The sequence below is a fragment of the Saccharibacillus sp. JS10 genome (assembly GCF_024436065.1).
Classification (GTDB): domain Bacteria; phylum Bacillota; class Bacilli; order Paenibacillales; family Paenibacillaceae; genus Saccharibacillus.
This window is the reverse complement of record NZ_JANFNS010000003.1, coordinates 174,078-198,517: the sequence shown is the minus strand read 5'-3', so window position 1 is coordinate 198,517 and position 24,440 is coordinate 174,078. Positions and strand designations below refer to the sequence as shown.

The 24,440-nt window shown below is 48.8% G+C and carries 22 protein-coding genes; 15 read left to right on the top strand and 7 right to left on the bottom strand.

Annotation, left to right across the window (positions count from 1 at the left end; all coding sequences use genetic code 11):
• Positions 1–138 precede the first annotated feature (138 nt).
• Together NOM90_RS11375 and NOM90_RS11370 are read left to right on the top strand one after the other, a co-directional pair.
• Complete coding sequence (locus NOM90_RS11375) at positions 139–1,551, top strand: amino acid ABC transporter substrate-binding protein/permease (RefSeq protein ID WP_255942437.1); 1,413 nt, start codon at positions 139–141, stop codon at positions 1,549–1,551.
• Entirely contained in the window at positions 1,544–2,272 is a 729-nt protein-coding gene (locus NOM90_RS11370; RefSeq protein ID WP_255942083.1) for an amino acid ABC transporter ATP-binding protein, read from the top strand. The genes NOM90_RS11375 and NOM90_RS11370 overlap by 8 nt, the downstream gene beginning before the upstream one ends.
• A 60-nt stretch (positions 2,273–2,332) precedes the next feature.
• On the opposite strand, the gene NOM90_RS11365 is transcribed toward NOM90_RS11370, so the two are convergent.
• Positions 2,333–3,013, bottom strand: coding sequence for a serine/threonine-protein kinase (locus tag NOM90_RS11365; RefSeq protein ID WP_255942082.1), 681 nt, complete (start codon positions 3,011–3,013; stop codon positions 2,333–2,335).
• 164 nt (positions 3,014–3,177) lie between these two features.
• Between NOM90_RS11365 and NOM90_RS11360 the strand changes: the two genes are divergently transcribed.
• A complete protein-coding gene (locus NOM90_RS11360) occupies positions 3,178–3,666 on the top strand; it encodes a GNAT family N-acetyltransferase (protein ID WP_255942081.1) in 489 nt (162 codons plus the stop codon).
• Between the two features lie 274 nt (positions 3,667–3,940).
• Here the strand turns inward: NOM90_RS11360 and NOM90_RS11355 are convergent, their stop codons facing one another.
• Positions 3,941–5,731 (bottom strand): alpha-glycosidase, encoded by a 1,791-nt coding sequence (locus NOM90_RS11355; RefSeq protein ID WP_255942080.1) that lies wholly within the window; start codon positions 5,729–5,731, stop codon positions 3,941–3,943.
• Between the two features lie 169 nt (positions 5,732–5,900).
• Entirely contained in the window at positions 5,901–6,287 is a 387-nt protein-coding gene (locus tag NOM90_RS11350; protein WP_255942079.1) for a hypothetical protein, read from the bottom strand.
• Between the two features lie 192 nt (positions 6,288–6,479).
• Here NOM90_RS11350 and NOM90_RS11345 point away from each other — a divergent pair, with 192 nt between their 5' ends.
• Together NOM90_RS11345 and NOM90_RS11340 are read left to right on the top strand one after the other, a co-directional pair.
• Entirely contained in the window at positions 6,480–7,157 is a 678-nt protein-coding gene (locus NOM90_RS11345; RefSeq protein ID WP_255942077.1) for a response regulator transcription factor, read from the top strand.
• Positions 7,154–8,629, top strand: coding sequence for a sensor histidine kinase (locus NOM90_RS11340; RefSeq protein WP_255942075.1), 1,476 nt, complete (start codon positions 7,154–7,156; stop codon positions 8,627–8,629). Before NOM90_RS11345 ends, NOM90_RS11340 begins: the two co-directional genes overlap by 4 nt.
• A gap of 91 nt (positions 8,630–8,720) precedes the next feature.
• Here NOM90_RS11340 and NOM90_RS11335 read toward each other — a convergent pair whose 3' ends face one another.
• From NOM90_RS11335 to NOM90_RS11325, 3 genes are all read right to left on the bottom strand, one after another.
• Complete coding sequence (locus NOM90_RS11335) at positions 8,721–12,032, bottom strand: type 2 lanthipeptide synthetase LanM family protein (RefSeq protein ID WP_255942073.1); 3,312 nt, start codon at positions 12,030–12,032, stop codon at positions 8,721–8,723.
• Positions 12,033–12,249: 217 nt separating this feature from the next.
• Complete coding sequence (locus NOM90_RS11330) at positions 12,250–12,486, bottom strand: mersacidin family lantibiotic (RefSeq protein ID WP_255942071.1); 237 nt, start codon at positions 12,484–12,486, stop codon at positions 12,250–12,252.
• Between the two features lie 45 nt (positions 12,487–12,531).
• On the bottom strand, positions 12,532–12,720 hold the full coding sequence (locus NOM90_RS11325; RefSeq protein WP_255942069.1) for a mersacidin family lantibiotic: 189 nt from the start codon (positions 12,718–12,720) through the stop codon (positions 12,532–12,534).
• A 247-nt stretch (positions 12,721–12,967) separates the two neighbouring features.
• On the opposite strand from NOM90_RS11325, the gene NOM90_RS11320 reads away from it, so the two are divergent.
• The 9 genes from NOM90_RS11320 to NOM90_RS11280 all read left to right on the top strand — a co-directional run bounded on the left by NOM90_RS11320 (position 12,968) and on the right by NOM90_RS11280 (position 22,742).
• Positions 12,968–13,222, top strand: a complete 255-nt coding sequence (locus NOM90_RS11320) for a LuxR C-terminal-related transcriptional regulator (protein WP_255942068.1) — start codon at positions 12,968–12,970, stop codon at positions 13,220–13,222.
• On the top strand, positions 13,215–15,365 hold the full coding sequence (locus NOM90_RS11315) for a peptidase domain-containing ABC transporter (RefSeq protein WP_255942067.1): 2,151 nt from the start codon (positions 13,215–13,217) through the stop codon (positions 15,363–15,365). Before NOM90_RS11320 ends, NOM90_RS11315 begins: the two co-directional genes overlap by 8 nt.
• Positions 15,349–16,935, top strand: a complete 1,587-nt coding sequence (locus NOM90_RS11310; protein ID WP_255942066.1) for a S8 family serine peptidase — start codon at positions 15,349–15,351, stop codon at positions 16,933–16,935. Before NOM90_RS11315 ends, NOM90_RS11310 begins: the two co-directional genes overlap by 17 nt.
• Complete coding sequence (locus NOM90_RS11305) at positions 16,932–17,096, top strand: hypothetical protein (RefSeq protein ID WP_255942065.1); 165 nt, start codon at positions 16,932–16,934, stop codon at positions 17,094–17,096. Before NOM90_RS11310 ends, NOM90_RS11305 begins: the two co-directional genes overlap by 4 nt.
• Positions 17,097–17,098: 2 nt before the next feature.
• The gene (locus tag NOM90_RS11300; protein ID WP_255942064.1) at positions 17,099–18,169 is read left to right on the top strand and encodes a site-2 protease family protein; all 1,071 of its coding nucleotides are present in this window, start codon (positions 17,099–17,101) and stop codon (positions 18,167–18,169) included.
• 211 nt (positions 18,170–18,380) lie between these two features.
• Positions 18,381–19,301, top strand: coding sequence for a polyprenyl synthetase family protein (locus NOM90_RS11295; RefSeq protein ID WP_255942063.1), 921 nt, complete (start codon positions 18,381–18,383; stop codon positions 19,299–19,301).
• Positions 19,302–19,544: 243 nt separating this feature from the next.
• Positions 19,545–19,730 (top strand): competence pheromone ComX, encoded by a 186-nt coding sequence (comX, locus tag NOM90_RS11290; protein WP_255942436.1) that lies wholly within the window; start codon positions 19,545–19,547, stop codon positions 19,728–19,730.
• Between the two features lie 27 nt (positions 19,731–19,757).
• The gene (locus NOM90_RS11285) at positions 19,758–22,061 is read left to right on the top strand and encodes an ATP-binding protein (protein ID WP_255942062.1); all 2,304 of its coding nucleotides are present in this window, start codon (positions 19,758–19,760) and stop codon (positions 22,059–22,061) included.
• A 24-nt stretch (positions 22,062–22,085) separates the two neighbouring features.
• Entirely contained in the window at positions 22,086–22,742 is a 657-nt protein-coding gene (locus NOM90_RS11280) for a response regulator transcription factor (protein ID WP_255942061.1), read from the top strand.
• Positions 22,743–23,015: 273 nt separating this feature from the next.
• Here the strand turns inward: NOM90_RS11280 and NOM90_RS11275 are convergent, their stop codons facing one another.
• On the bottom strand, positions 23,016–23,423 hold the full coding sequence (locus NOM90_RS11275; protein ID WP_255942060.1) for a MerR family transcriptional regulator: 408 nt from the start codon (positions 23,421–23,423) through the stop codon (positions 23,016–23,018).
• A gap of 135 nt (positions 23,424–23,558) precedes the next feature.
• On the opposite strand from NOM90_RS11275, the gene NOM90_RS11270 reads away from it, so the two are divergent.
• Positions 23,559–24,440, top strand: coding sequence for an SDR family oxidoreductase (locus NOM90_RS11270; protein WP_255942059.1), 882 nt, complete (start codon positions 23,559–23,561; stop codon positions 24,438–24,440).

The following is a 24,440-nucleotide window of genomic DNA, read 5'->3' as shown; positions in this document are numbered from 1 at the left end:
CTTATTAAAATTTTTAATGAATAATTCTAGTGTTTCCTATCATGGTCATGTAAAATGAAGAAAAAATTCTAAAGCCGCGCAAAGCGACTGGAGGAAATTATGCGCATTCAGAAAAAGATTACAGCATTTTTGGTTTTGATGATTTTCTTTGCATCCTTCGCGGGAAGTTTGATTCCATCGGCACACGCCGCCGAAGCGAAGAAGACGTATGTGATCGGAACAGACACGACGTTTGCTCCATTTGAATTTCAAGATGCAAACGGTGATTTTGTCGGGATCGATATGGATTTAATTAAAGCGATAGCTGCGGATCAAGGATTTGAAGTCCGTATCCAATCGTTGGGATTTAACGCGGCACTTCAAGCGTTGCAATCGGGCAACGTCGATGGGGTCATCGCGGGGATGAGTATCACCGACGAGCGTAAGCAAACGTTCGACTTCTCTGATCCGTATTTCGAAGCAGGTCCGATGATGGGCGTTGCCGCGAACAACGACACGATCAAAAGTTATGAAGATTTACGTGGAAAACGTGTAGCTGTAAAAACCGGTACGGAAGGTGCGACCTTCGCGGATTCGATTAAAGACAAGTATGGCTTTACGATCGCGACATTCGACGACTCGACGCAATTAGTCGACGAAGTCAAAGCGGGCGGATCGGTCGCTTACTTCGAAGACTATCCGGTACTGGCTTTCGGTATTGCACAAGGGAACGGAATGAAGACCGTAACGGAGAAAGAACCCGGCGGGTCTTATGGTTTTGCGGTCAACAAAGGGCAAAACCAAGAATTGCTGCAAATGTTCAACAAAGGCTTAGCCAACTTGAAAGCCAACGGAGAATACGATGCGATCCAAGCCAAGTACTTGAGTGCTGACGGAACAGCGGTAGTGGGCGACAAATTGAGCAAATGGGACGTCATTTGGACGTCTATGCCAGCCTTTATCAAAGGTATGGGTCTTACCATTTACTACACCATTGTTTCTTTGTTCTTTGCTTTCATTTTGGGTCTGATCTTCGGTTCGATGAAAGTCAGCCACAATAAGGTTTTACGTGGGATTTCGACGGTGTTCGTAGACATTTTCCGTGGTATTCCGCTGTTGCTGCTTGTCTCGTTCGTCTACTTTGCGATTCCGCAAGCTTTTGGATTTACAATGCAAGTCTGGCTTGCTGCAATTATTGCCCTGTCGCTGAACGCAGGTGCGTACGTGACCGAAATTATCCGCGGCGGTATTCAATCGATTGACAAAGGTCAGATGGAAGCGGCGCGCTCACTAGGCGTTCCTTACCAAACGGCAATGCGAAAAATCATTTTACCGCAAGCCATTAAAGTGATGGTTCCTTCATTCATCAATCAGATGGTCATCACGCTTAAAGATACGTCGATCATGTCCGTTATCGGTCTGGTTGAATTGATGCAATCCGGTAAACTTGTTATCGCGCGTACTTACGATACGTTTACCGTATATCTGGTCATGGCGATCATGTATCTGATTGTAATCACGATCCTGACTAAGATCGCGGATCGTCTTGAAAGGAGAGTAAGCCGTGGGTAAAGTTAAAGTTACAGGTTTGAAAAAAAGCTACGGTAGCAACGATGTACTAAAAGGTATCGATATGGAAGTTCAAGAAGGCGAAGTTGTGTGTGTAATCGGGCCTTCCGGTTCGGGTAAAAGCACATTTCTGCGCTGCCTGAACTTGCTGGAAGAAATTACGGACGGTCAAGTGCTTGTCGATGATCGTGATTTGACCAGCAAAGAGTCAGATATCAATAAAATTCGCGAAAATATCGGGATGGTGTTCCAACATTTCAATTTGTTCCCGCATATGACGGTATTGAAAAATATCACATTTGCACCTATCGAATTGAAAAAGGCGACACCAGCCGAAGCTGAAAAACAAGCTCTCGTCTTGCTGGAGCGAGTTGGGCTTGCCGACAAGGCGAACGCATTCCCATCTTCACTGTCAGGCGGTCAAAAGCAGCGTGTGGCAATTGCTCGCGCTTTGGCGATGAATCCTGATATTATGCTGTTCGACGAACCAACTTCCGCGCTTGACCCGGAGATGGTCGGCGAAGTACTCGGCGTTATGCAAGATTTGGCTAGTGAAGGCATGACGATGATTATCGTGACACATGAAATGGGCTTCGCTCGCGAAGTGGGCAACCGCGTCGTATTTATGGACGGCGGCTACATCGTAGAGCAAGGTTCGCCGGAGGAAGTATTCGGCAATCCGAAGCATGAGCGTACAATCAGTTTCCTAGAAAAAGTATTGTAATACGTAAAAGCCGACTTCATCAGAAGTCGGCTTTTTGTTTGTTTATGATTTGGTTTGTGTCTATGAATGATTGGGACGAGCTTTTTTGCGAAACCTCCGATACAAATGACGAATCATATTCATTGACCAATCGGGCATAGCGAAAGTATGCTTTTTGGGCATAAGGGGTCGATAGAGCTTGGAATAAGCCTTTTTGAAATCTTTCCACATGACGCATCGATCCGGTTGCAAAAAGTCTGAAATATCGACGACCAGGCCTCTGCCGTTTTTGAGCATGACGTTTTTTCCATGAACGTCTTTGGGATTTAAACCACGCGAACGCGCGTAATCCAGCGCGTTATCTACATCTTCGACCGCTTTCGAAGGAATATACGTGCCGTCGCGCAGACAATTGTAGAACGTTTTGCCTTCCAGTTTTTTGAGCACCAGATACGATTTGTCGCCGACTATGTCCGCGCCGTACAAGGTCGAATAAGCGGGGTGAGAGCCAAGTTTGCGATAGACCTCGCATTCTTCTTCCCAACCGGAGCGTCCAGGCGCATAGATCTTGACGACTTTGCCGGGGAGCGATGTATGTTCGAATACTGCCGCGTAATTGCCGATCCCGAGCAGCGTCCAACCTGTTGGGGTGACATGAACGACAACGGGATTGAACGGATCGATGCTTTCAATCTTTACGCTTGGCAGTAAGGTGTCTTCAATTAGACGAATCGACGGTTCTTGATCGCCGCTTTGGATCATGGATGTTCACTCCTCAGAGGAAATGGTGCGAAACTTGATGCAGAATAGATTTTTGAAAATAGGTTTGATAAATTAGAGAATAAACGATGCAAAGCAGTAAAGCAAAAGTGGAGCATATTCAATAGACGTATTGAAGTTAGATTCTAGCGATTAGGGGAATAGAAATGAATATGAATCATGTAGAGATACGCAAAGCACGAAGTGCAGATCGCAAATTGTTTGAGCAACTTTGGCAATTGTATTTATATGATTTTAGCGAGTTTACCGGTATGGATATTCGTTCAGACGGGACGTATCCGTATTTTCCCGAGTTCGAATTGTATTGGAAAAAGTGGGGCGGCAATTATGCGTATCTGATTTTAGCAGACGGGCAAGTTGCCGGATTTGCGATGGTACATGAATTCTGGGAAAATGAAGCGGCTTATCTGGCGCAATTTTTTGTGATGCGTAAATACCGCCGTTCTGGCATCGGATCAAAAGCGGCGCAGCTTGTTTTTGCGACTAAGCGAGGGCGATGGGGTCTGCACCAGCTTTCGAATAATTTTCCGGCGCAACGATTTTGGGATCGGGTGATTGTAGAGTTGACGGGCGAAGCGCCGTTGATAGAGCGGATGGAGAGGGATCGGCGGTTTCAGTTGTTTGAGATGAGGTGAGCATAGGGAAGCGAGCAGACTGCGGGGAGATTTGTTTCGGTCGCGTGTTGAAATTGGAAAAATTGATTTTAAATTTTAATGGTGTTTTTCCAATTTCAAAGGCGAACATTTCATTCCTCCACTAAATCCCCCCTCCGTCTGCTCGCTTCCCCAGTTACGGTGGAGGGAGAGAAGAAAAAGAAAAAAAGACTAAAAGAAAAAAAATAGATTTTTCGATACACAAAAAAGAAGAACGGCAAGTTCATGCCGGTCTTCTTTTGGTTTGACTACCTTCTTATTCCGCTTTCAATACGGCGTAGCCGTAAGCAGGTAGAGTCAGGGGCAATTTATTTTGTTTCGACTCTAAGTGCTCATTAGAGTCGAGGTCGGGATTGATACCGCCGGAGTATTGAACGCTCCAAGAATGATCGGCTGGAGTCTCGTCAGTGTAGTTCAGGTCGATGGTGATCGACTGGGACTTGTCGGATGCGTTGACGGCGAAGATCAGGGTCGCTTCTTCGTCTTGACGACGGTAAGCGAGCGTATGACCGCCTTCTTCGGCGTGCAAGATTTCGAAGCGTCCCGTGCGAAGTGCCGAATACTGATGACGCAGACGAATCATCGTTTGATAAAATTCATGCAGTTCACGGTCTTGTTTGGACGTATCCCATTCCATACATTTGCGGCAATCGGGATCGGCGCCGCCGTCGATGCCAATTTCGTCGCCGTAATAGATACAAGGCGTACCCGGGTAGGTCATTTGGATCGCCACCGCAAGCTTGAGTTTGTTTTTATCGCCGCTGGCTACGGTCAACATCCGCTCGGTATCGTGGCTATCCAGCAAGTTGAACGCGACTTGGCTGACAGGCAGCGGGTAGCGTGCCAATTGCTTGGACAGGGAGTAAGCAAATTTTTGCGCATCCGTTTTGCCAAGTGCAACAAAGTCGCGCACCGCGTACGTAAACGGGTAATTCATCGCGGAATCGAATTGATCGCCTTGGAGCCACGGCGTTGCTTCATGCCAGAGCTCGCCTACGATATAAGCATCTGGTTTCGCTTCTTTGACGACCGTCTGGAATTCGCGCCAGAAGCGGTGATCCACTTCGTCGGCAACGTCCAGGCGCCAGCCGTCAAAGCCAACTTCGCCGATCCAATAACGCGCGGCTTCCAGCAGATATTTTTTAACCTCGGGATTACCCGTATTGAATTTTGGCATATTCGGCTCGAAGCTGAATGTCTCGTAAGTCGGCATGCCGTCTTTGACGTCGATCGGGAATTCGCGCACATGGAACCAATCGGCGTAAGCGGAATCCGCGCCGTTTTTTTTGACATCGACGAACGGTTTGAACGTTTTGCCGGAATGGTTGAATACCGCATCGAGAACGACTCTGATGCCGCGACCGTGACATTCTTCGATCAGTTGTTTGAGAGTATCGATATCGCCGAAATGCGGATCGAGCTTTAAATAATCTTCGGTATCGTATTTATGATTGCTTGGCGCTTGGAAAATCGGCGTGAAATAGATCGCGTTGATTCCAAGATCCTCGATATAATCCAAATGCTGTCTTACGCCTTCGAGATCGCCGCCGAAAAAGCTATCGACTTCCGGTTTGCCGCCCCACGGCTGCACGTTTTTCGGATCGCGGGACGAATCTCCGTTCGCGAAGCGCTCAGGGAAAATTTGATAAAAGACTGCATTTTTTGCCCATTCCGGAGTTTGGATGATGTCTTCTGGATTGATGTAGGCAATTTCGTAAAAGTCATCGGAGTTTTCGCGTTCGGTATGATGAAAACCGTCTTCGTTCATCCAGACTTTTTCGGTACCGCTTTGCAGCCGGAATCCGTATTTGAGACGACGGTAAGGCGGTTTTGCTTCACATTCCCAATAATCGAACAGCTCGTCGGACGCGAATACGCGCATCGGGATTTCTGTTTTTGTACGATCCCATGCGTATTTATCTCCGCCGATGACAAAGATTTGGTCTACGTCATTTTTTTTCGTGCGAATCCGTAGATGGATCGTTTCTTTATCGACTGTATAAGCCCAGTTCATTTTCGGTCGGTGTTCGATCGCTTCAAGTAGCATCAGATAAATCCCCCTTAGAATGGATGTTGGAATAGTGGAATGGCGCATATGCACCGACACAGTAGGTATACCCGATAAAAGGCAAGCGAGAAACAAAGCGGAGACAAAACAAAAAAGACCTAGTTCCAAAGCGAGCTTCGCTGTAGACCAAGTCTTTTTCAAAATGGAATTATAAAGGCATCAGATCGCGGTTTTTTGCCGACTTGCGGCATTCTCTGCATACGCCAACCAAATTCCCGTATTGATCGACGTAAAAACCGACGGACTCGCTTTGTTTGTGGCATCGCGTACACGTTTGGTTTCGCACCGGGCTGTTTTTCGGGACGAATCCGCGTACCTCAGCTCCATTTGCCGAACTTACTTTACGTTTGGGCGCTTCGATTGCCATAGAAGATTGAGCGGAAGACTGCAACATTTTAAGACGGCGAACCTCAGCCAGATCGATAATATTTTTGCTTTTGTGCGATATTTTCTTACGGCGAAGAACGATAAAGGTTATCCCTGCACTGATCAACAAGGCAGTTCCAAGCAATAAGCCGAGCGTGATAAGCGTCATGACGAGGTTCCTCCTCAAATTTTGAAATCTATATCAGCAGCGTCTGAAGTGTAAATGTAAAAAGTATTACCCGAGTAGGGTGTTACAAGAAACGGTAGAAAATAGGTGTTCGCGCGCAAATACTGCTATCATAATCATAGAGAAATATCGAAAAGATTAAGGCTTAGCTTGGAAGTTAGGAGGATTTTATACATGACGAAAAAAACAGTACTCTATATCGAAGATGAACGTCAGATCGGAGAATGGGTCGTGCGGAATCTGGAAGAGCGCGGCTACGATGTAGTCTGGCTTGAAAGTGGCGATGAAGCTTCTCAAGCTGCGGAGCAATGTGATGCGGCGGTGCTGGATATTATGCTGCCGGGTCTGGACGGGTTCACGGTGGGTAAACGGCTAAAGCGAGATCGTCCGTCGATGCCTGTCATGATGTTGTCGGCACGTACTGCGATTGACGATAAGATCGAAGCGCTCAAATTTGCCGACGATTATTTAACGAAGCCTTTTCACCCGGACGAATTGGCGGCGCGGATCGAAGTCATGTTACGCCGGAGCGCTCCCGCTCAGCCGGAAGTGCGGAAAGTCGGACATTTGCTGGTGTACGAACAACAAAATCGGATCGAAGACGCCGATAGCGGAGAAGAAATTGCACTCACCGGCAAACAATTTTATATTTTTATGTACTTTTTGCGGCATATCGGTCAGATCTTGACGAAAGAACAGATTTACGAAGCGGTATGGGGAGAACCTTATATCGACGGTGACAAGACTTTAATGGTACATATTCGATATTTGCGTGAAAAAATAGAACAAGATCCCGGCAATCCAACCATTGTCGAAACGATCCGAGGAATTGGTTATCGGGTACGCGGATGAAAAAGATCAAAGTTAGACATGGCAAATTTCGTCATTCGCTGATGGCTCGATATTTGATGTTGGTCGGTTTTGCGATTTTTTTGTTACCGATGATTTTGATTGTTGTATTGGCACTGTATCTAGGTTATACCTACTTGATCTGGAAGCCTCAACCTCCGACCATTAATCCGCAGCAAGCGGTATCGACATCGGATTTAGAAAAAGAATGGCATGATCTGGCGACCAAACTTGACGGTGCAAGCCCAACCGAAATTATGCAGACGTTACGTACGTTCCGCGCTCAAAATCCGTTGGTGCAAGTCGTCGCTACAGACAATCAAGGCGATGTTTTAGTCGAACAGCCGACTCGAAGCGATCTGCCGGAAGTCTGGACACCGGGCGATGCTATTGCCTATATGAAGCAAACGAGAGAGCAATCTTCGCAAAACTTCACGGTAGTCGCTTTTATAGGGGAAAAACCGGAAGATAAAACAGACGCCGGGCAAGGATTTTTAATTGCAGAAGTGTCCAGGCAATATACAAATTCGGCAGTTCCGAACCAAGAAGCGAAATTGCCGCAGATCGTCGCAGTATTGCTATTCGTGTCGTTGTTTTTACTGTTTGCTTTTATGTCGTGGGCGTTCTTTTACCGGATTCGCAAAAGACTGATCCGGCTTCAAGAAGCAATGACCGCTCAAGATGAAGTAGGAATTCCGTTACCGGTCAGTCTGAGTAAGCAAAAAGACGAAGTCGGCGCGCTGGAAGGCACGTTCAATGAAATGGTGCATAAGCTCAGGGACGGCCGCGAACGCGAACAACAAGAAGAAGAATTGCGCAAAAAGTTAATTGCCAATTTGTCGCATGATTTGAGAACGCCGCTGACGGTCATTCGTAGCCATGCGTATTCTTTGGAAAGCGAACCGCTTGGCGAACGCGGGCAAGAATCACTGCAATTAATGTCGCGAAAGCTCGACGATCTTGGAGGGTTGATCGATAATTTATTGTCGTATACGCTGATTGCCGCCGGACGGTACCCGATGCGTTTGGAAGAAACGGATGTGCTGCGTATCGTGCGAACCGCCGCTGCGCAGTGGTATCCGGTGTTTGAAAAAGAAGGGATACAAGTGGATGCCGATCTGCCGGAAGAAGCGTGGATTTGGCAAGTGGATCGTGAATGGTTGATGCGTATCCTCGATAATCTATTTCAAAATGTCGTGCGTCATGCCAAAGACGGTCAATATATCGGATTATCGGTAGGGAAGCTAGAAGATGGCAACGTATCGTATGTGCAAATTTCCGATAAAGGGCAAGGATTGCCTGAGTTTGATCGGCTTGCTTCCAAAACCACTCCGTTAAGCCCTGCTGACGGAGCAGGAATTGGCTTGTCGATTGTAGAGTTGATGATTCGGGAAATGGGGATGGACTGGCAGACTGATAGCCGTAGCACGGGAACGATCATTACGATCTATTCGGCGGCGCAGACAGGTAGATAAGCGAATCGATATGTAGTAGCCAATGTGAAAAAGAATCATTTTAAAAAGCCGCTTTGGTCGTTAGATGACCGAAGCGGCTTTACATGTTTTCTTAAGAAAGAGGCGGCAATTCTAGCGTCAGAACAGAAGGGACGCTGACCGGATCAATCGTGCGCAGCAATTGATACCCGATGCCGGAGTAACCGAGGAACAATCCCGGCGTGGAAATGCCGCGAGGAACGCCGGTACGGAAGCTTCCCGTACGGTGTTTGTCGGCAATAATCTTGCCGGCAAGCTGACGCGCCGCTGCGTGATGCTCGGTATTGCCCATCGTTTTCCCGGCTTGAAGGAGCAATTCTTGAACACTCAGGTCGCCGTGGCAAAGACTATGACTCGCTCCGATCCCATGAGCCATCGAAGATTGAATCGCTGTATTGGTTTCTTCCAGCAGCATTTCGCGTCCACCGAATAGCTTCGCAGCATCTGGAGTGGATTGATTTTGCAGAAGCAGCAATCGGCTAAGCCCGACTCCTGCCGATCCGTGGCACCAGAAGTGCGATTGGTGTTGCTCTTGCGTCGAAGCTTTACGCAAGTCCGCCCAGTTATTCGTTTCTTTCGAATACAACGAACGTTCGAAACTTAGAGCGGAGTTGGCAACTTCGATATACCGACGATTCCCGGTCACGGTCGCTAAGCGATCCAGCGCCCAAGCGATCCCGGATGCTCCGTGCGCAAAACCGCCGAGCGGCTGCTGGTTTTGCAGCGCGGAACGCCAGCCTGTGCCGACTGCTTGCGGCACCGCTTGTTCCAACAGCCAATCCCCGTACAGAATCGCGGTATCCAGCGCTTCTTCCGAACCGCTGGATGCGTACAGATCCAGCAATACGGGGATGATGCCCGCTGCGCCGCCGAGCACATCGTAGCAATGGTCGTTCGATACCGCTGCGCGCAGATTGCGCAGAACGAGTGCCGATTTGTCTGCCCAATCGGCTTCTTGCAGACCCAGACGCGATAAATGCTGTATCGCGTACAAGACCGAAGCTTGCCCGTAGAACGCCGAGCCAAAGCTCGCGTGATACGGCAACGAAGCAATCGAAGTCCGCATCGATAATCTCGCGAGATCGGTATGGCGAGCATCGCCCGTTAAGCGCCCGAGGTGCGCTAAAAAGATCGAAGGGCCGGCGGTTCCGTCGTACAGACCGCCTTTCATCGCGGCGGCATTCCATTGCCCGCGGTAATTCATGCCGATGCCGACCCACGTCGCGTCGTGCCCGCCTTGGCTAAAGATCGCTTCGCGGCGGAGTTTATCGCCAATCTCGGAAGCTTGCTCCAAAAAGACCGAATCGGAGTTAAAGTCTTCCGCTTGGTTTGCGGTCGACGGTGTTGCACTTTGTTTCGAGACCACTCCGGTATTCACGTTTGCCGCTTCTCGGCTTGAACTTGAACAGCAAGACGATCCTTCCGAACGCCAATCTGCCGAACCCAAGATCGAGCAGACGATCCAATCCGCTTGGCGGTCTTCTTCATCTTGATCCAGACCGATAATGCGCTGCATCGCCAGATCGTAACTGGTTTCCGGGAAAAAGCCCGGAATCTGCTTGCCGCGGCTATCCCATAGATCGAGCGAATCCGGCTTCGTGACGAAGTACGGCACGTCGCCATACATCAGATCTTCGCGCTCGGAAGCAATCGCTCTAGGGTCAAGAACCGTATACCACAGTCGATCCAGCAATTTTTCGCGCTCCAGCGCATCTTTTGTATAATTCGGATGCCCGGATTCCATCAAGAAATTCGCATAGAACTGCGTAGCACGCAAGATAATCCGCACGGTATCCTGCCGGAACGCCGCCAATGGGCTAATCGATGGATTCAATAATTCTTGTTGATTTTCACGCAAAATCCGGCAAGCTTGACGGAATCCGAGTACCACCTCATCGACATACTGCCCGGCATGCGTCCGTTGTCCGCCCAGTGAAGGCACGTTTTCCGAACCTTTGGTGGACTTGGATTTGCGTACAAAACGCATATTGTCGGTCTCGTCATGTTCCACTTGCAAAACAGGGAACGGCAAGACTTGTTCGCCTCCGCCCATACCGCTCATTTCTACGCCGAATCCTTCTTCGTTTTGATATAGTAGGAGTGGCAATAGCCCCGTTCCAATTACAGAATCGACGATTTTTTTCTTCGCTTCGACATCCGCCGTATCTTGGAAATGCAGCGCAGGGATATTGTGGAATACGGTTTCCAGATCGATAGGGGTCGGATGTTCGCCCGAAGCGATGACGTTTTCCATATGAAAATCGGTTCCGCGCATACTATACAGCACCGCAAGCAGACCGCCGAGACGACCGTAATAACGTTGCACTTCTTCAGTGGTGTTACATCCTTGTTGCACAATAAATTCTTCCCAGCCATATTCGTTTTTATCCAGTACGCGCATCGGTTTGAACGCAGGCGAGAAGCCGCAATTGTTCATCCAATGTAGAAACTGGCTGAAATGTTTGGATGCGCCGAGCGGTTTCGGTTTGTACACCAGCTGTAGACCCGACTCCATCCGCATCCGAATGACCGAACGTCCTTGTTGGTGGGCATCGCCCATCCCTGCGGCAAAATCGCTCAGTTTTCCGCTATCTGCGGAAAGCCCGATCGTCGTAATCAGTTCATCGCGATCTGTAGCAAAACGTCCGACCGCTTCAATTGTGGCATCGACAATAAAGCGTGTACGAATCATTAAGATACGCGCTAAGATCGGATATTCTTCATATAAAAACTCAAGCTGGTCGGTATCCCACAACTTTTTTTGGACAAAAGAATGAAAACGGTCTTCCGGTGTGTCGCCTTCGAGTTCTTCTAATTGCTTCGCTACATGCAGCTCCAGCACCAGCGTCCGTGCGCCGATCTGAAGCAGACATTCCGACAATTCGCGGATTAGTCGTTCACGCAGCGCTTCAGTGTCAACCATGTTTTGTACATCTTCACGACTTTCGATAAAGGTATCCCATTGTTTTGCCGCCCAGAGCAAGAACGGGCGGAACGCCGAGATCAGTTTGAGCGCCGTGCCTTCTTGAATCGGAATCGATCGGTTGAGTTCCAACGCTTCTTGCCATTCTTGCATCCCTATTAATTCAGATACGGCTTGCTTGGCTTGCGGTGAGAAAGTCATATTCGGGTCGGCGGAAGCCAGCAGCAGACTGCCGAATTGTTCTTCATTCAGACCTGCCGCTTCCAATGAAGCTTGATACTGCAAATCGTCGAGTAGCAGCGCATCGGTTCTCCAACGCTGAATGACTTCTGCGCGTTCTTGCACAAACTGATCGCTCAAATGCGTATGACCCCATAACTTTGTGCGTTCTTTGAAAAACAAACCAGCGGTGAGCGTCCGATCATGGTTGAACGTATCCGATGTTTTCGTCAGCATAGACATAATAATATTCCTCCCGATATGAAATGATGCCCTCATCATAACAACCGCTCACCTAACGCTGTACTTCGCAAAACTGCATTTCTGCATTCGATTTCTTCTATATAAATGGGCATGAGAAAGGAATATAAAAACCGAAACGCCAAGAACTGCGCAACCCACTGGGTCGAGCATTTCTTGGCGTTTCGGTTTTACTGTTGGTTCTACTTTTACTTTTAATTTAGCAAGTTTTGAGTGTCAGTACGACAGTTACGCCTACAGCGACACCGCCGCCTACAGCTGCGCATGTTGCGGACGAAGCGGCTACCGTTGCGGCTACTGCGCAAACCGGTGTCGTTTCGGGTTGTACGTCTGCACCGCCGAATACGCGGGACAATTCGGCGTGACTCAATTCAACCAAAGCTTCGCCAGCAGGGTTAACCGTTTCCAGTGCATTCAGAACGTCTTGTCTTTTCATTTTAAATTCCTCCAATTATATGTGTTTTTTAGTTTGTTATAAGGATTAGCATGCTGTTGCAGAAATAATTGCGCCGATACCTACACCTACGAAAAATCCGCATACCGGAGTGGTTTCCGGTTGTACGTCTGCGCCGCCGTGCACACGCATCAATTCATCTTGACTCAATTCAACTAGAGCGTCACCAGCAGGTTGTTGGGATTCCAAAAAGCGAAGAGCTTGTTCTCGATTCATCCTTGTCCACCTCCTTTCGCAAGTTGTTTGTGTTGCGGTGTGTGTTGCTGTTGTTCATGGCTTAATCTTACCCGGGATCAAAAGTCTCCGGTACTACGCAAAATAGCGGAATTTCATTTGCCATTGCCCGCAATAGGTTCTGCAACAAAATGGCGGGAATTGCGCGATGTGTTTTCGGTGCGAGCTGGAAAATACTGTTTTATGATGAACGCAAGCACCCTCAATAAACGTTAGGAGTGAGACTACGATGCATTTGAGCGAAAAGGAAAAAGAAGTAGCGATTCTGGTCGCGGAAGGCATGAAAGACGTAGAAATTGCACAGACCTTGTTTATCAGTCGCAGGCGGGTGGGCGAAATCATTTTCTCTATTAAAGATAAATGGGAGATCGCATCACGAGTCCAGATCGGGATTCTTGCTTGTCACCTCGGATGGATATGTCCGCCTGTAGACGCGTTGTCCGCAGCGCCAAGAAGACGGGAACGGAGGTTGACCCATGCTTAAAGCCCGAATGCCCTTTATTGAACAAATGGAGGATTCGGAATGCGGGATCGCTTGTCTTGCGATGGTGATGGCACGTTACGGCTGCCGAGTTTCGTTGCATGAGATTCGCGAACGCTACGGCGTATCGAGAGGTGGCAGTTCACTTCTTCAATTGATTACGATCGCGTCTGGCTACTCGATGAAAAGCAAAGCGTTCCGTTGTCGGATTCCGGATTTACGTAGTATGCCATTGCCTGTGATCGCACATTGGGAAGGCAAACATTTTGTCGTGATTGAAAAAGTAGGCAAACATCGCATTACCATCGTTGATCCTTCATTTGGACGCCGAACGATGCGCATTGAAGAAGCAGAAGAAAAATATAGCGGGCATGTGTTATGCGCCGTACCGGACGAAAATTTCCAAAAGCGCAAAGGTCGTAACGACTGGGGATTTTTCGTCAAACTGGCATTAAAGCAGCCGCGTTGGCTGTTCGCGATCCTCGGCGTGTCCTTATTGCTACAAAGTTTTGGATTGATTGCACCGGGGCTGACCGCTTGGATCACAGATAGTCTGCTGATCGGCGGCGAGCGGGATTTAACCTCGATGATTGGGCTGGCTTTGATCTCGCTATTTGTGTTCTATGAAGTGTTTGCCATGCTTCGAGGCTGGCTGGTCGCAAGGCTGCAAAGCGTCATGGACTTGAATATGATGCAGATCTTTATCGAACGGTTATTCCGGCTTCCGTATTCGTTTTTCGAATCGCGTACCGGCGGCGAGCTGATGTTCCGTACCAATGCCAACGTGTATATCCGGCAAATTTTATCAAACCGTATGGTCACGATCGTCATCGACTTTATTTTGCTGATCTCGTATGCGGGATTAATGTTGGTTCAAGCGCCGAAGCTTGCCTTGACTGTGATCGGCACGGGCGCATTTATTTTCTCGGTGCTGATTGTCACGACATTGGTCACCAAAAAGTTCTCCAGTCGCGAAATTACGGAGCAAAGCCGGACGCAAAGTTTTTTGGCGGAATGTATTTATGGCATTACAGATATCAAATTATCCGGTGCGGAAAAACGCATTTTCGATTCGTGGCGCGGCTTATTCGTCGGGCAGCTCGAAGTCACGCAAAAGCGCAATATTTGGGTCTCGCTCCTAGAGTCTTTTTCGACAGGGATTCAATTTATTTTGCCGCTTCTTCTATTGTGGGGAGGCAGCGCGGCGGTACTCAGCGGGCAAATGACCATCGGCGGATTGCTTGGATTTAACGCGCTGGCAATGGCATTTATGATTCCGATTGTCTCTCTGGGCTCTGCGTACACGCAACTCCTTACCGTCGGTTCGTATTTGCAGCGGATTCACGATGTGATCGAAGCGCAGCCCGAGCAACAAGACGGATTCCGTCAGGTCGACGAATTGGAAGGATCTGTCCAGCTAAGCAACGTCTCGTATCGCTATTCGCCGTTTACCAAAGAAGCGGTGACCGGGCTGAATATGCAGATCGAGCCGGGGCAAAAAATCGCGATCGTAGGCCCTTCCGGTTCAGGGAAAACGACGCTCGCGAAGCTGTTACTCGGATTTTATACGCCGACAGCAGGCGAAGTTCGTTATGACGGACAGCCGCTGCAAGAGCTTGATTTGCGTTCGCTGCGCAAAAAAGTCGGTTCGATCTTGCAAGATACGCGGTTATTCCAACGTACGATCGAAGAAAATATCCGCATGATGGACGATTCGATCACGTTGGAACAAGTCGTACAAGCCGCGCAGCGCGCAAGTATCCATGACGATATTATGCAGCTGCCGCTTGGGTATTCAACGTTGGTATCAGAGAGCGGCGCGAATCTATCCGGCGGTCAACGTCAGCGTTTGCTGCTCGCGCGAGCTTTAGTTACCGAACCGCGTATTCTACTGTTGGACGAAGCGACGAGCGCACTCGATAACTTGTCGCAAGCGAGAATCGAAGAATCGTTATCCGTAATGAAATGTACGCGAATCGTAATTGCGCATCGACTCAGTACCGTGATGGATGCCGACCGCATTATCGTGATGGACGGAGGAAGTATCGTCGAGAGCGGCAATCACCGTCAACTGTTGAAGCAAAAAGGGCTGTATTACAACTTGTATATGAATAAGGGGGAAGAAAATCATGAAATGGTCATTTAACGCAAGAAAAATGTGGTTGGGAAGTCTGGCGGCATCACTCGTATTTTCTACAGGAGCGGCAAGCGCGCAAAGTCTTTCAAACGAAGAATCTGCATCTCCGTCTACGTTATCTGCTCAGATTGCCAAGCAGCCGAGTGTGAGCGGTGACAGCTATAGCCGACTGATTGTATTCAAAGAAAATGCGTTCCCGAGCGAAGCAAAGGAGCTGACTTCGAAATGGGACGATATTGACGTCGAAGTAATCCCAGAGATCGGTATGGTACGGCTGAGTTCGCCTTCTACCGAAAAGTTGCAGCAAGCCGAACAAGATGTGCTCGATACGTTCCAAGATGCGATCGAAGATACCGGCGGCGATCCTCAATTGACGCTTCCAAAAGAAGATACCGGCGCGATCGATTCGCAAGCCGCGTTGAAATCGATTCAAGAGCTGGAAAGTTCGGAGTCGGATTCGAAGGCTTCTCTTTCCCAAAAATCATCGTCGATGAACACCATGAGTATCAATGAATCTGCAACAGAAACCGTAGAAGAAAGTTCACCCGCAGAAGTTCCTTTATATGAAAAATGGGGCTGGGATATCAAAGAAATTACGGGCGATTGGAAAAGCCATGATATTCAGCGGGGGAGCCGAGACGTAGTGATCGCTGTCGTGGATAGCGGCATCGACGCTTCCCATCCTGATTTGGCAGACAGTATCGTGGGTCAAGGACGTTCTTTTGTACCGGGAATCGAATCAACGGATGATAATCTCGGGCATGGCACCATGGTGGCGGGTTCAATCTCTGCCGATGGCAAGCTGCTTGGCGTCGGCCCTGATCTGGGCATTGTCCCTTACAAAGTATTCGATATCGGCGGCGCCGATACGTCCTGGATCGTCGAAGCGATTATCCAAGCATCCAAAGACGACGTAGACGTAATCAACTTAAGTCTGGGTACGTATAAATCGCTACTCAAAAAAGACGATCAAGCCGCGTTGCTTGCGTATGCGCGGGCTTTGATCTACGCTAACCTCAAAGGCGTGACCGTAGTCGCTTCTTCGGGTACGGATGGTCATAATATCGGAGATCCGAGCGTACTTGCCAATGAACTCGGTTGGGGAGAGCGCGAACTTGCGGTTCATGCACCGGGCGGTCTGCCGGGAGTGATTACCGTATCGGCGTACAATCGTCAGCATGAAAAAGCTTATTATTCGAACTATGGATTAACCGATATGATCGCGGCGCCGGCTGGCGATTACGGCAGCACTTGGTTTACCAAAGGCGAGCTGAATCTGGCGAGCATGTGCTTAACGACGTACCCGACGAACCTGCCGCAATCCGAACTGAGCAAACTTGCCGAATTGCCTGCGGGCTATGAATTTATGATTGGGACAAGCTTGGCTGTACCGAAAGTCTCGGCATCGGCAGGGGTGTTGATTGCAGAAGCACGCAAACAAGGCAAAACCTTAAGCCCGTCCCAAGTGAAGCGTGCGTTGTTCGATTCCGCAACCGATTTTGGAACGCCGGGCAAAGACAAAGACTTCGGCGTAGGCGGTGTGAATGTGTATGAGGCGCTCTCCCGGTTAGCGCCATGAACGATGCCAAGTCCAGTGGCACATACACAGGCGAAAAATGGGCAGAGCATTTAATGCTCGCCCGGATGCAGATGTTGGAGCGACTTTTTTTGGAGATGAATAATCAACGTTTACGGTCTTCGCAACGTTCAACCGATCAGTCGAACGTCAAAGGAGGATGAAGATGAAAAAGAATATACTGATCTTCGTCGGTGTAGCCGCAGCGGCAGGAGGGCTTGCTTTCCTCCTACTGCCCGGCAATAATGGCGAAGGATTATGGGCACGAATTCAATGGCTTTCTACGCTGCATATCATTTGGCAAGCTGTACTTGCTTTTGCTTTGGCAATCTTGCTTCATGAAGGCGGGCATCTACTCGGCGCGTTAGGAACTCGAACGAAAGTGACCCGACTTTGCTGGGGACCTTTTATCGTATATTTTGCTCCGCTTTCCTTGAAATGGGGAGGATGGAATCCGTTCTTTTTCGGAGCGATTCATTCGGAAATTGCGCCTTACCGGGACGAAGAAAGCTTTTCCGCTGCGATCCGCGCGCAGCGGATCGTATTCGCAGCAGGTCCTATTATTAGCCTGATCGCTGGGCTTGCCGTACTGCGACAAGCAGAAGGGATTTTAGAATTCGCCGGGCTATTCGGTCTTGCTTCTATCGCGATCGGAATCGGTACACTGCTCACCGATGGTACAAGTGCGATGCTGCTAGGCAGTCGCAATTACGCTTTGTACTTTGCATGGAATGCTCTAGTCTCAGCCAATGAGCTGGATATGAACAAGCGCAATTGGCTGCTTGCCGATTCGAAGCGTCATATCCAACAGTTCGCCGGGCAATCGGTTCAACCCGGCAAAGAATTATACGATCTGAACGTTCTTTATTATGTATTGGCGATGCAAGACGTGCCGTCGAAACCTGATCTTGCTATTCAATCGATTATCGACAAGCGACTCAAATTCGGAGCAGATGCGTTTCCTACCAAAATCTATCGTGATACGTTAGCGATGATTCTCACCGAACAAGTTCTATCTCTCCATTCTTCGGGTCAAACCGAAGAAGCCGCATCCCTATCGGAGCAATTGAAGCAACAATGGGAATTAGACGACCTATCTTCGCTCAAGTTAGAAGCGTTCATCCAATCGTCAGCCCCTCGCGCCGACGATTACCTGAACCGGATCCGCGCGATGCGCACAACTTTTCATTCTTACGGCGCCCTGCTCGAGTTCGAGCGCAGCCGATTGCAGCGTTAACGTTCCACGCGCGACCAAAACGAATTTCACTCGCAACTGCGTTTCTGCAAAACGTTAAACGTCTCCCCTACAGAGGCGTTTTTCTTTATTTCCTCCCAGTTAAATTTTCTGGAAACTTAACCTGATAATTGATCTTGATTCATGATTCGCTGTAAAATGGAAAATGTATTCCATTTTATCATCAAAGAATCAACCAACGGGAGGAACACATATGGATTGGAGCGCAGAGATCGGACAAGCTTTAACAGAAGGCGTCAAACAAGGATTTCAACAACCAAATCTTCGCCAGCAAGCTTTAGAATGCGTACAGTATAAATTGCAAAATCGGTGTATGTTCGGCAATTTGACGCTGCTGCATTACAATATGTATCAAGGAGAACTAGAATCCGAAAGTATTCAAGTCGCAGCCGCGGTCGAAGCTTTGATCCTGGCGCTCGATATGATCGATGACTTGCAAGATCAAGATAACGACTCGCCGCCGTGGAGCAAGATACGGCACGATCTAGCGTTGAACATCGCGCTTGGTTTTGTTTTTTTAAGTCAACATATGCTGCTGCAAAGCGATTTTGAACCTGATCGAAAATCCGCGGCGGCAGCTCTGCTCAATGCCCAATCTTTACATACCGTAAGTGGTCAAATGACCGATTTACTAAACAATATTGAGAGCGAAGAACAATATATAGAGATGATTCTCGGCAAATCCGCGTCATTGCTTGTCATGGCTTGCCAAGTCGGGACAGTACTCGCTTGCGGAGAGATCAAGCCAGAGACGCGCGAATATGCGGAGCAATTGGGGATTGCTGCGCAGCTCAAAAACGATATTCTCGACCTGACCGGTAACGAACGTAAAAACGACTTTTGGAATCGTAAACGAACGTTACCGGTATTACTGCTGCTTGCAGAAGCAAAAGACGATGAAGCATGGATGCTTGATTATTTCGAAGGACGAGCGAGCTTGGAGGACGTTCAAGAACAAGCGCCGCATTTTCAAGATCGATTAGAGCGTTCGGGCGCGATTCCGTACGCGTCTGTGCGAATGCGAGTTGCGTATTACCGTTGTCTTGAGATTGTAGAGAATCTATCTATTGACGCGCCTTACAAACGAGTGCTGCTCCAAACCTTGTCATCGTGATCGTTTAAATCCTGCAAGTGACATAAGCTCCGCAATTGTCCCGCAACCACAATTGCGGGAATTATCGAATACATTGTCGTTTCCTGCTCTAGGCTCCGCTGGTATAGTGAACTCAAGCCAAACAAACGGAAGCGCTTTTACATAACGGAAACCGATTTTATTTTCTTCCGATGGCGATCACGACAAGCAAAAGCAGAACTTTTTCGGCGGTATCGAATTCATACTTACGGGGGATGAGTGAATATGTTGAAAGAAGCGATTGCAAAGTTAAGCGGGAGCAAAGAAGCTTGGATGGCTTTTCAAAATGGACAACTACAACTGGCAGGGCTTGGAGATTTGGAACAAAAAGCGCTTCGTGATATATTCGATGGAAAAAAAGAAGACCGACTACTCAAAAGCGATGAACTGGCGTATTGGAGAGTTGGGTAATTCCTGAAGCAACGGAGGATTTTCATTTTGAAAAAATGGAATTGGTTAATCGCATTATTGGTATACATACTGGTGGTGGCACAATATTTGTACGTAGCCGCCGCCACGCCGCCGGTGCAAGTCAAAGTACAGCCGGGTGAAAACGGACAAGTTATCGTCGAAAGCGTAGCTTCCGGTTATTGGGGAGACGGTCGTCTACAAGTCGGGGATCGAATTGTCGAAGTGGATGGAAAAGATCCTGAGCAGCATTATACGGTTCGGCATTACGGGTGGTTAGAACGCGTACACGAAATTACGGTAATAAAACCGGGGATGGAGACGCAGACGCTTCAAGTACAGCGATTGCCGATCGGCGAAGCTTTATCGCCTTTGTTCGCTCCGCTTGCCGCAGCGATTTTATTTTTGATTTTTGCGATTTTGCTGCGTATTTACGCGTACCGCGATCCTTCTTCGTTCTGGTTAGCTGTATTTTTCCTATTTACAGGAGCGGCTTATTTAGGAGGCTACACGGTCAACCGGCTTGAGCCAATCGGTACATTATTGTTTGAATTCGTCTTTTTGATGGTTCCGATCGCTTTTATTCATTTTATGAATCGGTATTTGGGGCGTTTTGGCGAACGGTTGGCGAATAAAAGTTGGATGATCTTCTTTTATGTCTGCATGGTTTTCCATGTCGGGGTTACGGCGATTCGAGAACTGGTAGATCGGAACTTGTTAACTTGGGAGTCTCCGCTATTTACCGTCTTTTTCGCTTTGCCGAATATTTTTGCGGTACTTCGTTTGATTCAAAAGTATCGGAAACACCGTTCGGACGATTTGAATTCTTTATTCAAGTTAACGTTGATTGCGCATACACTGGCGTTTTCGCCATTTATTTTTTTGTATAGCATTCCGAGGTTGTTCGGATTTCCGCTTATTTCGGTGGGTGCGGCGACGGCGTTTTTATTGACGCTACCGGTTATTTATTTGTATATGCTGCTGACGCGCCGGATTTTCGATGTCGGTTTTGTGTTAAATCGCTTTTTGTATTATGCGGCGATTGCAATTGTGCCTTCGGCGATTATGGCGCTTCTTGGAGCATGGATGGTTCGCAGCGAACATTTCGACCAAGTCGGGATGGTGCGTCTTTTTCTCGTTTTTTATTTGATTATCGTGGTTTTGTTGTTCGTCAAAGAATTTTTGGATCGGAATTTGCGTAAAACGGGGAAAAATCGCTTGAGTTCGGTCGGCAGTTTCGAACGGTTTTCCCATCATGTATCGCGCGTGATGAAGCGTGAAGATTTGGAGCGGGCGCTGGAGCAAGAAATCGAAAGTACGATCAAAGTGTCGGCTTTGGCTTTTACAAACTGGGAACCCTCAATGGACGAAGTAGACATCGATGTCTTGGAAAAACAGGAACGGCACAGATTGGCACAAGTCCTTCGCGAAAAAGCCGAGCAATTGGTTCCAGGCGTTGTACTGAGCTTACCGCGAGGGATTTGCTTGGTGATCGGGAACAAAGACTCACAGGTGTATCTGCTCTGGTTAGACGACAAAGCCAATCATACCCGTTACAATCCGGATGAACGCAACTGGCTCAGTACGCTTGCGAATTACAGCGCGATCGTGTTCGAGAATTTGTATCTGATTCAAGGGTTGATCGGCAACCTCGAAGAAGAAATGAACAAGCAAGGCGATACGCCTTCGTGGGTGTTACGGTTGATTTTTAACTTATCTGAAAATGAACGTAGACGTCTGGCTTCCGATCTGCATGATTCGGCGCTGCAAGATCAGATTATATGGCTGAGACGACTGGAAACAGCAATCTTGGATTACGAAATGCCGCAAGCTCTGAATACGGAATTGGAACGCATCAAAGAAGGGCTGCTTGATGTGATTCATCAGATCCGGGAAACTTGCAATGAATTACGTCCGCCGCTGCTTATGGAAATGGGACTCATTCAAGCGATGGAGCAGTTGTTCATGGAAGCGCAGATGCGTACCGATTACACGGTGGAATTCGAAGCTGCTGGCAGTACCGAAGTGCTGGATGACGAGCAGACCCTTGCGATCTACCGCATTACGCAAGAGCTGCTTCGTAACGCGTCCAAGCACGCCGAAGCATCTCGCGTCTATATTTATCTTGCGACGAATGGCGAGCAATTTATTTATCAATACCGCGACAACGGCGTTGGGATGAATGAAGAAGACGCCGCCGATTCTTTCAGCCATATGGGCTTAGCGGGGATCAAAGAACGGGTAAGAAGTTTTGAAGGAACCTTTACTTGGCGTTCCAAGCCCGGCGCAGGGATGCAAGCCGAGATCATGCTGCCGCTGCGTGGAAAAATCTAATTTTTAGCAAAAGGAGGCAGTCGCATGATTAAAATTTTGTTAGTCGACGACCATCCGTCGGTCGGCGAAGGGACGAAGCTACTGCTGGAACAAGACCCGGATATGCGGGTCACTTCGCTATCTTTGCCGATTGAAGCTTTGGAAAAGGTGCAAAACGAAGAGTTCGATATTTTGTTGTTTGATCTGAATATGCCGGGTATTAGCGGTCTGGAACTGACGAAGAGAGTGATGGGCGTGCGTCCGGATAGCCGTGTGCTGATCTATACCGGATACGATATTAGCCCGCATTTTAACGTGTTGATCGATTCCGGCGTGTCCGGTTTTGTCAGCAAAACGGCAAGCCGCGAGCAATTGCTGACCGCGATCCGCTGCGCCATGCGCGACGAAGCGATTGTGCCTGTGCATTTGCTGCGCCAACTTCGCCGTAGCGATATCCGCGTGACTCCGCGCGAAGACAAGACGATGGAGACGGTCTCGATCAATGAGCGCGAACAAGAGATTTTGCAAGAAGTGGCGGGAGGGAGTAGCAATAAAGATATTGCTGCCAAACTGCTGATGAGCCAGCGGACTGTCGAGTATAGCTTGACTCGCGTGTTTGAGAAATTAGGGGTTCGCTCGCGTTCGGAGGCGATTGCGGAGGCTCGGCGGATCGGCTTGTTGTCGGAGAACTCGATCTTGTGACGTGTGTTCGCATGTGGAGCCGCTGCGAGAGAAATTCGTTTCGGTCGCTTGTTGAAATTGAGAAAACGGATTGGAATTTTTATTTGGAATTTTCTCAATTTCAAAGGCGAACGCTTACGCTCCTGCACTGAATTTCTCTCTCCGCTCGGCTTCTCCGGGGGTGGTAGGGGGGGAAGTTCCTATTCGAAATAACAGGTAATCTTTTTGCAGATTACATAATGCGAAAACGCCGACTGCTTAAGCAGTTGGCTTTTTTTATACGCCCACGCGAGCTTACATGCGCTCAACGACGGGGGATTGGGTTTTTTGGAGTTCTGTTTTCTCCATGTCTCGGAAAAATGCGATTTTGTCGTCGATTTTATTTAAAGATTGTTGAAGTTCGTTCATTTGTTCGACGACTCGTTCGCGGTAGGTCTCCATGAATTCGCGACGAGCGGTTGCGCTGGAGCCGCTTCCGTCTTTCGGGATATTGAATTGTTTGATCTCGTTTACTGACAAGCCGATTCGCCTGAAATACGTAATGACATGAAACCAGACGACGTCGGAAGCGGAGTAGATCCGGTATCCGTTTATGTCGCGCTGTATATTGTCGATCAGCCCTTCTTGTTCGTAATAACGTAGGGTATGCACGCTGAGTCCTGTCTCTTCGGCTACTTGTTTGCTTGTAAATGTCGTATTCATGCGTAGATCATAACATGAAAAATTCGGGCTTGCTATAGAGTGAACTCTATAGTTTAGACTGCAAATGTGAACAAGCAAGACCAAAGATTTATATAAGGATTTCTATACTAAGACCATAGAAGCGGAGGAGTAAAAATGAAAGTATTCGTCACAGGAGCAACAGGGTTTATCGGAACGGCGGTTGTACGCGAACTTCTGGATGCCGGGCATGAAGTAGTAGGGCTTGCGCGCTCGGAAAAAGGAGCGGAAGCTTTGGAATTAGCAGGAGCGAAGGTATGCCGGGGATCGATCGAAGATTTGGATATTCTTCGCGAAGCTGCGAAGGAAGCGGACGGCGTCATCCATCTGGCGTATATCCATGATTTCTCGGATCGCCAAGGAGCGGAACGCGCCGATCGTTCGGCGACGGACGCGATCGGCGAAGCTTTGCAAGGCACGAATAAACCATTCGTGCTAACGTCCGGCGTCCTGATGCTGGAGCAGGGACGCCTGAACACAGAAGCCGATCCGGCGGTCCGCACCGGACGTTACGCCGAAGCGGCGGTGAGCGAACTTGCCGCGCGCGGCATCCGCTCATCGGTCGTTCGCCTCGCACCGACGGTGCACGGCGAACACGATTACGGCTTTGCCCGCGCGCTCGTTCAGATCGCGCGCGACAAAGGCTTCTCCGCCTACGTCGGAGAAGGCGGCAACCATTGGCCAGCCATTCATCGGCTGGACGCGGCTCGGCTGTTCCGCTTGGCGCTGGAATCCGCGCCTGCGGGTTCTCGGCTGCATGGCATAGCCGAAGAAGGCGTGCCTTTCCGCGAGATCGCCGAAGCGATCAGCCGCAGATCGGATCTTCCCGCGCGTTCGATCGCGCCCGAAGAAGCCAGCACACATTTCGGCTGGCTGAACTTTGCCGCTTCCGGCGACTGCCGAGCTTCCAGCGAGCAGACGCAAACGCTGCTCGACTGGCAACCCAAGCATCCGCCCCTGTTGGACGACCTTAAGTCCAACTATTATTTTAACGACTGA